The organism is Haloarchaeobius iranensis (assembly GCF_900103505.1).
GTDB classification, from domain to species: Archaea; Halobacteriota; Halobacteria; order Halobacteriales; family Natrialbaceae; genus Haloarchaeobius; species Haloarchaeobius iranensis.
In genome coordinates, this window is record NZ_FNIA01000041.1 from 1 (window position 1) to 12,300 (window position 12,300).

Consider the following 12,300-nt stretch of genomic DNA (forward strand, 5'->3'; position numbering starts at 1 on the left):
CTCTGCGGAACGCAGGCGACCTGCGGAGCCTCGCCGCCGACAAGGGCTACGACGATATGGGTTTCCGCGAGGAGCTTCGCGCAGAAGGCGTTCGACCGCTGATCAAGCATCGCGTCTTCGCACCGTACGACCACGCGCACAACGCCCGGATCGACGATGACCTCTACAACCAGCGGTCGGTGTGTGAGACGGTGAATTCGGTGATTAAGCGCTCGTACGGCTCCGCCGTCCGAGCGCGAGCGTGGTATCGCCAGTTTCGTGAAATTGTGCTCGCCGCCGCAGTCTACAACGTCGAACAAGCCGTGAAACAGTGAATCCCGTCGCCCTCTGCGGATTCAATGAAGCCGTCGCAAACAGAAAGCCGTTGTTGGTGGGCATCTCGAACCCGGGGAAGCACAGGCGTTCGCCCTCGCTGACGCACACGACGGTCGGCTGCTGACAGACGACGGAGATGCCCGGTCGTTTGCGAAAGACCAGGGTGTGACCGTTGTCGGGTCGGTTGGCGTTCTGTTGGCTGCAACCGATGCTGGGAAGATCGATGAATCAACCGCTGGTGAGTGGCTGTCGACGTGGATCGACGAGATCGGCTACTACGTCCCGTATCGAACGATCTCGGAGTATCGATGACTGATTTCGAGTTCGAAACACCTGATTAGTGTGCCCGTGAACACGTCTATTACCGATGAGTGAAGCCGACAGACGGCTGTCCGAGGAGAGCGAGCAACGGTTTCTAGACCTGTACGCTCATCTGTTGGTCTATGTCAACGACCGATTCGAGGTCATCGAAGAGATCGAAACGGTCGCTGATCTTGAACAGCACTACACTGACGAGCTCCTCCCGCTCCGAAACACGCTGTACAACGAGTCGACGACGGACCTGATAGAGGACTTCGTTGAAGAGAACCCTCCCGACCTGCCGGAGGCTGATCTCGAACAGATCGCAGCGTGGACTGACTTCGTCGCCGGAGAGTTCGTCGTCGTCCGCTATCGAGAGGACGACGCGATCTTCCTCGATTGGACGGAACCGCCGAAAGCATACGCAGTCCGCCCGGCTCGACTTCCGTTCGCCGAACTGTGGGATGAATCTGCGCTTCCGGTCCCGGTCTCGAGTGTCGTCCTGTTACCGTTCGAGGACCAGATCGTCTACGACGGGTGGATCGGGGTCAAGAACATCATCTTCGGGGGTTCCCTCAGTACTGACATCGACGACGAGTACGAAGAGGCCAAACATCGCTTCGGCATCATCGACTCGCTTCCAGTACCCGAGGAAGACGAAAAGACAGACGCCGAGGAGTTGCGCTTCTACATGAAGAACAAGCGCAACCGAGAGCGTTATGCGTCTGAGATCGAGCAGTTGCGGGAGAAAACCGACGAACTGGAGCGGATCTACCACCAGGAAATGGGGAAGGCTCGAGCCCGCAGCTTGGGTCGCGAACTGCGCGAGTTGGGACTCAACGAAGCCTATGTAGCGATCTACGATGATCGGATCATCACTAGTGCCCCCTCCGAATCCGAGGTTCGCAAGCTACTCGAAGGGATTATGCCTGCTGGGAAGGCTGACCACCCCTACATCTACCACTTCGATCCCTGACCGAGAGTCCACAGCTACGACTGGAGTTGCGTGACAGTCGACGCGATTTCGCTTTTGGTCGGTACGCCGGAGAACTCGAACACGCTGTCTCCGACACCGAAGGCGTACCTCTGGTAGGAGACATCGACGTGAATCCAGCATTCGACATCGCTGTCTGTTGCCTCATACTCGGCTTCGCCTGTATTTTCTCCGTGTTTCAGCACGTTGAGCAGGTATTCTTCGATATGTCGCGCATTCGCGATTCGCAAGAGGTGGTCGGCAGCTACGTTGTCCAACACGTCTGCTGGGGTCCCGTATCCGTCGCCAACGAGATAGAACTCGCCGTCGTATTCGTGTGACTCGACCTGGACACGGAGTGCGTACGTCTCAGCCATATCGGTAGTTCCGAAGTACACCGTATCAGAGTGTCTGTTGAAGGGACGACCCGCCAGTGGTCGCGTCGTGAACAAGATTTAGTCGGAATGGCACGCAACCACTGTATATGTCTTTCACCGCCAGCTGGCACACGCTTCTCGAGGAGCTCGACGACCTCCCCGAGAGTGCGACGCTCATCACGCCGCTCTCCCATCAGCAATTTCGTATTGCTGACGTGCAGGACGCTCGCGTCATCATTCAGTTCGAAGACAGAGATGAGACGCGGCCGCTCCAGCGCGACCAGTTTGAAACGCTCTATCGACGAATCAAGGACGCTCCGGGCGGATTTGACCTTGACCGTCTCCCGGCAGATGCCGATCCATACCCGGCGGTGTGGAGTATCCATCCCCGATTCGAGGTCGATGAGGACGCTGGTGTCATCACCCAATCAGAGGTTGTGACGGCAACGCAGGTGGTGGACGCGGAACAGGAATCCACGGACGAGGAGCGAACTGAACCCGACGGATTAGATGTCTATTCGGACGCGCTCCTCCTCATCGATGCACTCGAACGCCACGATGTGACTACTTTCTCTGAACTGGAAACAGATGCGTTGGTGAATCTCTACACCTTGCTTTCGGATGTCCAGCGAGATGCGAACGAATTCCGCAAGGAGATCGCGGATGTCCTCCTCGCTCGGCTCCATCACGACCGTCCGGTTTCCGGGCAGTACGGCTCCGTCCAGCGGACGAGTCGCCGCAACCGTTCGCTCAAAGACGACGAGGAGGTGCTGGAACGCCTCGAGAACGCTGGCATCGACCGCGAACGTGTGTTGAGCGTCGACCGCTCGAAAGTCGATGAAGCGCTCGAAGTCACCATGCTCTCCGAATCCGATGTGTATGAGGTCGAAGAAAGCGAATACGTTCGCAAAGCGGAAGTCGATGAAGACGTGAAAGAATCCCGATTGCAGGGATTGAAAGACCGCCTTGCTGCCAGCGAGGACGATGAGGCGAACCAACTTCGCGAAGAAGTCGAGGAGCTCGAGCAGCGTATCGACGACCTCACTAGCTTCCGCACAGGTACGGAGATGCAAGGATGACTGCCTACCGCTTTCGCGTCAAATTCGACCCCGACCCGACATCGCTGTGGCGGGATATCGTCGTCGGCGCGGACAGAACGATAGCCGAGTTCCAGTCGACTATCAACCCTGCTGTTGGACTCGATCAGGACCACCTCTGGTTCGTCGGGGAGGATGAAGACTACTGGGACAGCACCGTCAAATACCAGTGCCCGCAGGAGTACGAGGAGTCGCTTGGTGGCGATCCGGTATTGCGTACCGAGCGGATCGAGAACGCAGGCGACGTGACGGTCGGTGAGATGACTTGTCAGCTCGGCCTCGAACAGTACGGCCGCATCTGCTATCTCTATGATTACGGCGACGAGTGGCGCTTCTACGCTATCCTGAAAGAGATTCTCAGTGAGGAATCGAGTGGCACAGAGCCAACAGTCGTGAAAGAGAAAGGCGATCCGATCGACGACCAGTACGAGCCGTCGGGGGCCGATGAGAGCGCCCCTCTTCTGCCTGATCCGCTGTATTCTGTACTTCCAGAAACCGCTGTGCCCGCTGCGGACCTCCGTGAACTGGAGGAGCACGAGGATATCGTCCACGTCCTTCCGTTACTCAGCATCGAAACCGGGTTCGGAGCGGTCTGTGAGCGGTTCGCGATTCAGTTCAAGGGGACAGGATACGTCCTCGAAAACTTTCAGCCGGGGTGGCAGATCGTTGAGGAGGTCGATGGAGCAAACAAGACCGAGGAAGAACTTCTCGCCGCGCTTGCGGACGCAGTCCGCGAGTGGCACGCTGAAATCGCGGAGGTCTCGGGAGCGATGACGGGACAGCACTTCGGCGAGGAAACTGTCGAAGCGATGCACGTCGAACTGGAAGCCGAACTCGAACGCAAGGGGTACGGCCACCTGTTGTAGTCGTCGTCCAGTCCTCTATTGCTCTGGACGAATTCTTGTGCGTGTCCTACTGACTCCCCCGTAGTGGCTTCGGCTCCTGTCTCCCGTCGGTCGGTCTTTCGAAGCATCGCTCGACGATCGTACGTCGAGTGGCCGGCGTATCATTCGACACCGCTGTACGACCGAACATCGCTTGCGGGATTGGAATCGGATATCCGAACGGTTTCGGGCGCGTGGGTCGCCACGAGAGCCACGACTCAATCGAGCAGTTCGTCTGTTCGCTACCGCTGGCCTACTTCAGATTCGATCCCCATGATCGCTACGCGAAGTCGACCCAGTATGAGATGAACACGCTCTTTCGCATCTTCGTGCTGAAAGCAGTAGTTGAGACCGGTCGTCTCAATGCATATGACTCAAGCCCTCTGTGCTCAGTCGTTCAGAGTTGGTCGATCGGCTTGTTGATGATCTGGAAGACTTCGCTCGCCCGGTAGAACCGATTCCGGTCTTTCCCGGTGATTTCTTCGAGTATTCCGTCATTTTCGAGTTGTCCGATCAGTCGGTTGGCTGTGCTGTATTCGACATCCAACCAGTCGGCCGCCGTATTCACGTCCAGATACGGATCTTCGAAGAGCCGCATCACCAGTTCGAGGATGTTCTCAGACCGCTCGCTCTGATAGCGCTGTTGATAGTCCTCTCGGAGATCGACTAGCAGGTTGGCCCGCTGATGGGCCTCATCTGCTTGCGACTGCACGCCACGCAGGAAAAACAGGAGCCACTCTTCCCAGTCACCGCGTTGACTGACAGCCAAGAGATGATCGACGTACTCTGACCGTCGTGCGTTGAAATAGGAACTCAGGTAGAGATACGGCTCGGGCAAGAGACCGTCACGTTGCAGGAGGAGACTGATCAATAGCCGCCCGAGTCGTCCGTTCCCATCGAGAAACGGGTGAATCGTCTCGAACTGGTAGTGGATCAGCCCGATTCGGAGAAGTGGATGCAGATTCGTCTCTTGATTCGCATACTCGAGCAAGTCTTCGAGAAGGTCGGTGATCTCGTTCGGTGGCGGCGGCACGTACCTGGCGTCTTGGATGTATGGCGTACTGCCGATGAAGTTCTGAGTCGTACGGAGTTCCCCTGGGTCAGCCTCATCCCCACGGACACCCGAAAGCAACTGGTCGTGCATCTCGCATAGCAATTCGACGGTGATTGGATCGCCAGCTGTGATCGCATCCAATCCGTGTGTCAGCGCGTGCAGATAGTTCACGACTTCTTGGGTACCCTGCTGTCTGTCTTCGTCGATGAGAGCTTCCTGTCCGGCCTCATAGGCGTAGATATCCGAGAGAGTAGCATGTGTCCCCTCGATTTGAGAGGATTCCAGCGCTTCTTTTCGAATGAACGGCTCGATAAGGATTTCTCTCGAGCCGACACGTGGACCAATGCCATGGAGCCGACCGAGGGCCTGTGTTGCCTCCGCTAGCGGCGTAATGAGCTGTTCAGTATCGATTGAGGGCGGAAGCGGGTCAGGTCGAAACGCCGAATACGTTCCTTTCGACGTAGTCGTGGGAACGATTTCACCGGGTGCTGCCTCGTCGAAGTCATCTCGCTCCATTAGTGGTATCCCTACGAATATGTCCATCACTATTGGTATTTTCGGTACTAAATCAAAATAATAGTCTGGCTGATTACGCTGTTACAACTACTCAGGATCTTTGGGGCAGGTTTGGAGGTACATATCGTTTCGCTGGTTTTGCGGGGGACACACCTCCTCAGTGTGTCTGCTTATTTATCTGTTGAAGATTGGCTCTCTTCTCTTGTTATGTACTCTTAACCCCTTCCACCGAGTAGCAGGCCGATAACGAACGATGTGTCCCCGCCCGACTGACCCTCCAGAAGGTGGTCCTGCAGTTTCAGTCTCGAACCTCGCAAAAGTCTATGCGGGGGAAACAGGACGTGTAACGGCCGTTGATGACGTTTCCTTTGATATCGAGTACGGGCAGATTGTCGGGCTGCTCGGCCCAAACGGCGCTGGCAAAACGACAACCGTCAAAACTATTCTCGGACTCATCACACCCACAAGTGGCACGGTTTCTATTTACGGTGTCCCTGTGCATGAGGAACGCTCACGCGCGTATAACTACCTGAGTGCTGTTCTTGAAGGCTCACGAAACGTCTATTGGCGGTTAAGCGTTCGTGAAAATCTCGCGTTTTTCGCTGGCCTCCACGGCATCGATCCCCGGGCACGTGTCGACAGACACGAGGCGATTATCGACACGCTCGGACTCACCGAAAAGGCAGACGAACCTTCCAAGAATCTCTCGCGTGGTATGAAGCAGAAAGTTGCCCTCGGCAGTACGCTCGCACGCGAAACGCCCGTCCTCTTCCTTGACGAACCGATGCTTGGCCTCGACGTCGAAACGACCCGTGACCTCCAGACCGAATTACAACGCCTCGCCCAGGAAGAGGACAAAACGATCGTGATTACGAGTCACGACATGGATATCATCGAAGCCGTCTGCGACCGCGTGATCGTCCTCAGTGACGGCGACATCGTCGCTGATGATTCCGTCGACAACTTACTTGACGTCTTCCAGTCCCAATCATACCGCGTCCAACTGACCGAGAACCCGCCAGCACACCTCCGAGAGCAACTCGACACCCGCTTCCAGCTACTCGACTGGCGGACCGACACTGACTCCGTGGAATTCGATATCGCGCTTGCAGGCAGTGAGGAGTTCTACGAGTGTGTCGATGTGCTGCGGACGGCAGAGGCGACTGTCAGGTCGTTCACTGAAATCGAGCCCGATCTGGAAGATGTCTTCGTTGAACTGACGACAGCTGCATCACTGTCGCCAGAGGAGGCGGAGTCATGAATCGGTATCTCATCTTGTTTCGCGTGATTGCGAGTAAATCAGTGACACTCTCACGTCGCTACCTCGTGAATACCGTGGTGGGGTTCGTGACGCTGTACGTGTTTTTCGCGCTCATTTTCTTCGGCGGGCAGTTCGTGGCCGGGGATTTGATTTCGCGGTCAGTGGGGCCACTCGTTGTCGGGTATTTCCTCTTCACGATAGCAGTGTCGGCGTATGCCGATCTCACGCACGACCTGACTGATGAGGCGCAGTGGGGAACGCTGGAACAGTTGTCGATGTCCCCGTTCGGCTTCACAAAGGTTGTTGCGATGAAGACCGTGGTCAATCTCTTGGGAACGTTCGCTACCGGCATCGTCCTCCTGGTGTTGATGATGGCGACGACAGGGACGTGGCTTTCTATTGCACCACTATCACTCGTCGTGCTCGGTGTGTTGACACTGCTCCCAGTGGTCGGCCTCGGATTCGTCTTTGGTGGGGCGGCGCTTGTCTACAAGCAGATTGAGAAGGTGTTTCCGCTGATCCAACTTTCGTTTGCCGGCCTGATTGCCTTACCAGTCCAAGAGTATGCACTGTCGAAACTCCTTCCAATGTCGCTGGGGAGTTACTTATTGCAACGAGTGATGACGGATGGCCTCCGCGTGTGGGAACTTCCGGTATTCGACCTTGGGGTCCTGGTCGGGCAGTCGGTTGTCTACCTAGCGATTGGACTACTGGCTTTCCGAGTTGGGACGGCAAAAGCACGCAAACAGGGTGTTCTCGGGCACTACTGAACGATGAGGCGACAGTATTCCATCGTGGTGAACGAGCGCCATCTCCACTCAACCGGGAGCAGTTGAGAGTAGGGTGTACTGGAAAGTGGACTACCTGTATTGAGCAGTTGTACGAATACTTGAGCGTGTCGCGGCCACCATCCCGCCGTAGCCCTGACACGTGAGTCCCGCCGTACTGTCTTCCGGCAGATCGCCAAGCTATCCTCCGTCGACTGGCCGACGTACAAGTCGAGCCCGCTGTTCGATCGCACGTCACTACTCGGAGTAGAATTGGATGTTCGCCTCGTTGCAGAAACATGGTTTCAGCATGACGATCACGATGGCGTCGATCCATTCATCCATGCAGTGCCGCTGGCATACGTCCAATTCGATGCTCACGACCGGTATGCAGGCTCGACGAGCTACGAGATGGAGACGCTGTTTCGCCTGTTCCTGCTGAAAGAATGCCATGGCTGGGACCATGAGACTGCGCTCGTCGAATACCTCACCCAACACCCCGATTTCTGCGAACAGACCGGGCTGGACTCTGTGCCGAATCAGTCAACTCTGTGGCGCAGCTGGCACAAACGGTTCACGGCCGATCTGCAAGACACCGTTGAGACCGCAGCGCGAACGATCCTCATCAAAGCCCAAAACGCGGGTGTCTCTGTTCCGCGTGAGCCAGACCGACAGAGCCACAGACATGATAACGAGAGGCCGAAATCAGACCCCGATGACAAGACCGTATTAGAGCAGGCCGAGACCGTAACTGATCGCGTCAGCGACGTTGTGTTCCCAGCGTTCTCATTGGGCCGAGGCGAGGGGTGTGAGATCCACGAGAACGCCTACTGGGATCTCCAAACGTACCTCGGACTCCGTGAGAATTTGGCCGTCAATGAGGGTGCTCGGAGCTTCATCCACGAGTCCAATCGGGAGCGGACGCCGCTCGGCCACGCCCATCGGGAGCATATACGCGACCTTTCCATCGAACAGATTCGGGAGATGTACCGCCAAGCCGTGGGTCGCCTCTTGGATCGAGTCGCAGAGGCAGAGAAGTTCTTCCGAGCTGGTATCGTCGCTGTCGATATTACCGAGGACGACCCGTTCACTGGCGACCGTGCGGGTCACGAAGACGAGTTCATCGGCACGAAGGAGAAGACCGACGAGTACGCTTACCAGTGGGCGACGGTCCAGTTGGTCGGGAACGCTGTCTCAATCGTCTTAGACGCACGGCCGGTACGGAAAGGCGATACGCGCAAGGGGATCGTCGAGGACCTCTTGGACTCGGCAGAGGCGGCTGTTCATGTCGATAACGTGCTGATGGATCGGGAGTTCGACACCCAGCACATCTTGGAGATGCTCAGCCAACGCGGCCGTCTTACGTCGTCCCGAATCGGATGCAGACCCGCGAGAAAACGCAGGCGAAACGGCTCCTCAAGAAGGAAAAGGACCGCTACGAAACTGATCGAAAACTGCATCTCGGCGACAACGAGTGGCATTCAACGACGCTCATCTATCGACGGAAGGAGAATTCCGGGCACACCGATTATCGGCAGTACTCGGTGTTCATGACGAATCGGAATAGCGGGCTCCTTACTGAGTACGGATACAGATGGGAGATTGAGAGCGGCTACAAGTCGATCAAGCGGTTCATAGCCGCCACAACGTCGAAGCACTTCGGCCTACGGTTCTTCTACTTCGCGTTCGCGTGTCTGCTGTACTCGGTCTGGCGGGCGGTCGATTTACTCGTGCAGGTACAGTTGACCGGCGAGTACGAACACTCGCCGATCGTGACGGCTGATAACACGTTGATACTGGTGAAGAAGGAAACCGGAATCGGATAGTAACGAGACTCAGCCCGCGGTAGGGCGGCGTCTGAGTGGCGACACTATTCGGAGTCTCAGAACTCTCCTGATTAGTTGTCTACGAGATAGGAACGGTCGTTCAGAAAGCGATCTGCAGTAGATTCCGATTGTTGATTCGGCCAAAACCCTGCATCACAGGTCCGCTATACCCACTGTAGTCTCAACTTCCAAGCGGCTCAGTTTTTGTATATCGACATATAATTTATAAATCTGGTTTCTTGGCTATTAACGCTACTACCGCCAGAATTCGGAACTTTAGGCAAATAAGAGTCTGGACGTGATTAACACAATAATCACGACCACTTTGACGTACCACGACGCCGTCGGTGAAGCACGGATGCTGCAACCGCCACACGACGGCGCTTCCCCCGGGGTAGAGCCGCCAAGACCGGGCTCCGATTTTGCTCTGGCTACCCTCAGCTGAGATCAGAACGATGGCAAAGAAGTTGATTCGATATAGGACTAATGACCTCAACCTATATTAAGATAAAGCCCGAACGATGTTGTATGACCGAAAATGAATCGAACTCCGAGGGCCTGATGGAACGCCAGACCACGGGTGAAGACCGCGTGCGGATGGTTGCTCGGCAGCTGTCGGATCCACAGACGGCCAACTGGATCGCCTCCGAAGCGGGCTGGTCACACGAACCAACTAAGCGCGTCCTCGAGCGACTCGTCGACGACGGCATCCTCCACCGTGACGAAAGCGGTACTCACACGACGTATTACCCTGATTATCGCCGCCAAGCGATGCAGGAGGCGATGCGTCTTCGAGACAGCGGACACACTGTCGAGGAGCTTACGGACCGGCTCGCGGATATGAAGACCCAGATCCGCGACTGGGAGGACGAATTCGGCGTCGAGTCACCGAACCAGCTTCGCGGAACGCTCGCTGACGAGTCCCTTGACGGTGACGAGGAAGATCGGCGCCGTGAAATCGCCCGCGAGTGGGAGCACCTTCAACGGCGTATCCAGATCGTTGGCTTCGCCATCCGGGAGTGGGACTTCCTGGCTCCGACGACAGAGCCTGCCGAGGCCAGCAGCTAACGGATGTCGGTCCCGCATCCAGGTGGTGACCCGAACGCGAACCTCTACGCCCAATTGAAGCGGGACGTCCTCGACCGTGTCCCCCAGATCACGGCCGTCGAGTACGTTCCTGATGATATCGAGGCCAAGCAGCTGCGGGCGGTTTTTGATCCAGCCCGCCTTAATCCCCCAACGGGCCCTGATTCGCCGGAACTGACCGTCAAGTGGTATCGACAGGACCCACACGATTGGTTCCGTATCAACTACACCGATCCAAACACGGGCTTTCACGCCGGCTGGCACCAGGACGAGGACCATCCCGATCTCGGACGGGTGCATTTCCAGTACTCTGCCGCCAAAACGGAGGACCGCTGGGGGATCAAATTTGAATACGAGACTCCTTCTCTGATCCTCTGGGAAATCGTCGAAACGCTCTTCGAGGACGTCCGTCCGACTTACCAGTACGCGAACGAGGAACGATGACACCTCGAGAACGCACTAATCAGTCACTCGCGAGTTCCTTCGAGCGCTACCTCCAGGACAAGGGGAAAGGCCGTGGTGGGGACGGTGGGAACTATCGACGTAACGCTGCCCGCGAGCTCGAGCGGTTCGCCGAGTGGGCCGCCGGCGACCGCGGCGACGACGACTGGACTGGGATCGTCCCCGACGACGTCGATCGGGAACCGACCTTCGACGATCTCGATGAACGGGTCTTCCGGGAGTATGCTCGGCATCTCGGGGGAGATCGGGGACTCAAGCAGAACACAGTACAAACCTATTACCGCTATATCTCTGCGTGGTGCGGGTGGTGTGTCAACGAAGGATATCTCGAAGCACACTACGCGCAGCGGGCGAGTGCGATGGCGCCGCTACCGGAGGACGACGGCCGAAAGCCCGGTGACCAGCAGGCCTGGACGTCGGAACAGCGCCACGCCCTCACCCGCCACGTCGACGAACGGGCTCGCGACGGCGTCGAGGCGTACACGACACTCCCGGAGGAACTGACCCCCTCGATAAGCAGCGAGCGCGCTACGCGGCGCTGAAGGCGGCTCGTGACCGGGCTCTGGTGTTCGTTCTCGCGTACACCGCCGTTCGGGTTGGGGAACTCCTCCGGGATCCGAACGACCCGCGCCGGCGCGGCGTCCGCTGGGAGGCCCTCTCCCTCGACGACGGGAGTATGGACGTCTATCGGAAGAAACAGCAGTGGGACGCCGCGAGTCTCCCTGACCCGGTGATCTCGCCGCTGCGAAGCTATCGCCAGCTGATGGACCCGCCGACGGACCGCTGGCCCGTTTTTCCGACGTTCGACCACCGGACGCTCGCAGGACTCATCCAGGATGAGCTAGCCGAACGAGGGGAACGCCGGAAGCAATTACTGAGCGCCGTGAAGAATACGCTCGCGACCTCTTGCTGGCGCTCGATGAGGATATTCGGCCGCCGTCAATTACGACTGACGGCGCACCGTCGATTCTCCATCGGCTCTCGGAGGCTGCGGACATCGACATCGACCATCCGAAACACGATTACCTTGCTCCGAACGGGGGTCGCCGAGGGATGGGTGAGGTGCTTGTCCGTGCGTTCGGGTATACAGTCGCTGCTCGTTACTTGGATAACTCCGAGGAGATGGTGAGAGTGCGTTATTCACATATCGAAGCTGGTGAACTTGGTGACGTCGCAACTGAAGCACTAGAAGAGACTGATACTCTCAAATAAAGAGCTGCTTCCTCTGATGGGCTACATTGCTGCGCCAGCACTAGGTTTATCCCGCTCGACGGACTCCATTCTAGTATCAGTACCTCACAAAGCATCGCCAGTTAGCCTGACCTGAGACACCTGTTCTGTTGGGATGAGTCGTCGCTACTGGTCAAGCAACGCTGATCGAA

At 57.1% G+C, this 12,300-nt stretch carries 10 protein-coding genes and 4 pseudogenes; 12 read left to right on the top strand and 2 right to left on the bottom strand.

Annotation, left to right across the window (positions count from 1 at the left end):
- The 3 genes and pseudogenes from BLT27_RS18145 to BLT27_RS18155 all read left to right on the top strand — a co-directional run.
- Window positions 1-314, top strand: a 314-nt coding sequence (locus tag BLT27_RS18145) for a transposase (protein WP_139172352.1), incomplete at its 5' end; no start/stop codon positions are given.
- A gap of 40 nt (window positions 315-354) precedes the next feature.
- Window positions 355-627, top strand: a pseudogene (locus BLT27_RS20545) (twitching motility protein PilT); the annotation flags it as partial.
- Window positions 628-682: 55 nt separating this feature from the next.
- On the top strand, window positions 683-1,591 hold the full coding sequence (locus BLT27_RS18155; protein ID WP_089736459.1) for a hypothetical protein: 909 nt from the start codon (window positions 683-685) through the stop codon (window positions 1,589-1,591).
- A gap of 14 nt (window positions 1,592-1,605) precedes the next feature.
- Here the strand turns inward: BLT27_RS18155 and BLT27_RS18160 are convergent, their stop codons facing one another.
- A complete protein-coding gene (locus BLT27_RS18160) occupies window positions 1,606-1,965 on the bottom strand; it encodes a hypothetical protein (RefSeq protein WP_089736473.1) in 360 nt (119 codons plus the stop codon).
- Window positions 1,966-2,072: 107 nt separating this feature from the next.
- Between BLT27_RS18160 and BLT27_RS18165 the strand changes: the two genes are divergently transcribed.
- From BLT27_RS18165 to BLT27_RS20550, 3 genes and pseudogenes are all read left to right on the top strand, one after another.
- Entirely contained in the window at window positions 2,073-3,044 is a 972-nt protein-coding gene (locus tag BLT27_RS18165; protein ID WP_089736461.1) for a DUF7983 family protein, read from the top strand.
- Window positions 3,041-3,928 carry a DUF7964 domain-containing protein gene (locus BLT27_RS18170; protein ID WP_089736463.1) on the top strand — a complete coding sequence of 296 codons (888 nt, stop codon included), beginning with the start codon at window positions 3,041-3,043 and terminating at the stop codon, window positions 3,926-3,928. Before BLT27_RS18165 ends, BLT27_RS18170 begins: the two co-directional genes overlap by 4 nt.
- Before the next feature lie 63 nt (window positions 3,929-3,991).
- Window positions 3,992-4,335: pseudogene (locus BLT27_RS20550) on the top strand (transposase); the annotation flags it as partial.
- An 8-nt stretch (window positions 4,336-4,343) separates the two neighbouring features.
- Here BLT27_RS20550 and BLT27_RS18180 read toward each other — a convergent pair.
- A complete protein-coding gene (locus BLT27_RS18180; protein ID WP_089736475.1) occupies window positions 4,344-5,516 on the bottom strand; it encodes a Fic family protein in 1,173 nt (390 codons plus the stop codon).
- A 253-nt stretch (window positions 5,517-5,769) separates the two neighbouring features.
- Between BLT27_RS18180 and BLT27_RS18185 the strand changes: the two genes are divergently transcribed.
- The 6 genes and pseudogenes from BLT27_RS18185 (at window position 5,770) to BLT27_RS18210 (ending at window position 12,130) form a co-directional block, all read left to right on the top strand.
- On the top strand, window positions 5,770-6,777 hold the full coding sequence (locus tag BLT27_RS18185) for an ABC transporter ATP-binding protein (RefSeq protein WP_089736465.1): 1,008 nt from the start codon (window positions 5,770-5,772) through the stop codon (window positions 6,775-6,777).
- A complete protein-coding gene (locus tag BLT27_RS18190) occupies window positions 6,774-7,547 on the top strand; it encodes an ABC transporter (RefSeq protein WP_089736467.1) in 774 nt (257 codons plus the stop codon). Before BLT27_RS18185 ends, BLT27_RS18190 begins: the two co-directional genes overlap by 4 nt.
- 153 nt (window positions 7,548-7,700) lie before the next feature.
- Window positions 7,701-9,370: pseudogene (locus tag BLT27_RS18195) on the top strand (transposase).
- A gap of 486 nt (window positions 9,371-9,856) precedes the next feature.
- On the top strand, window positions 9,857-10,438 hold the full coding sequence (locus BLT27_RS18200) for a DUF7342 family protein (RefSeq protein WP_089736470.1): 582 nt from the start codon (window positions 9,857-9,859) through the stop codon (window positions 10,436-10,438).
- Between the two features lie 3 nt (window positions 10,439-10,441).
- A complete protein-coding gene (locus BLT27_RS18205; RefSeq protein WP_089736471.1) occupies window positions 10,442-10,900 on the top strand; it encodes a hypothetical protein in 459 nt (152 codons plus the stop codon).
- A pseudogene (locus BLT27_RS18210) lies at window positions 10,897-12,130 on the top strand (phage integrase SAM-like domain-containing protein). Before BLT27_RS18205 ends, BLT27_RS18210 begins: the two are co-directional and overlap by 4 nt.
- The last annotated feature ends 170 nt before the right edge of the window (window positions 12,131-12,300 follow it).

Excerpts from the sequence above, each read along its gene's own strand:
- BLT27_RS18180 (WP_089736475.1), bottom strand. The coding sequence starts at position 5,516 with ATGGAGCGAGATGACTTCGACGAGGCAGCACCCGGTGAAATCGTTCCC.
- BLT27_RS18205 (WP_089736471.1), top strand. The coding sequence starts at position 10,442 with ATGTCGGTCCCGCATCCAGGTGGTGACCCGAACGCGAACCTCTACGCC.
- BLT27_RS18170 (WP_089736463.1), top strand. The coding sequence starts at position 3,041 with ATGACTGCCTACCGCTTTCGCGTCAAATTCGACCCCGACCCGACATCG.
- BLT27_RS18165 (WP_089736461.1), top strand. The coding sequence starts at position 2,073 with ATGTCTTTCACCGCCAGCTGGCACACGCTTCTCGAGGAGCTCGACGAC.
- BLT27_RS18155 (WP_089736459.1), top strand. The coding sequence starts at position 683 with ATGAGTGAAGCCGACAGACGGCTGTCCGAGGAGAGCGAGCAACGGTTT.
- BLT27_RS18160 (WP_089736473.1), bottom strand. The coding sequence starts at position 1,965 with ATGGCTGAGACGTACGCACTCCGTGTCCAGGTCGAGTCACACGAATAC.
- BLT27_RS18200 (WP_089736470.1), top strand. The coding sequence starts at position 9,857 with ATGACCTCAACCTATATTAAGATAAAGCCCGAACGATGTTGTATGACC.
- BLT27_RS18185 (WP_089736465.1), top strand. The coding sequence starts at position 5,770 with ATGTGTCCCCGCCCGACTGACCCTCCAGAAGGTGGTCCTGCAGTTTCA.
- BLT27_RS18190 (WP_089736467.1), top strand. The coding sequence starts at position 6,774 with ATGAATCGGTATCTCATCTTGTTTCGCGTGATTGCGAGTAAATCAGTG.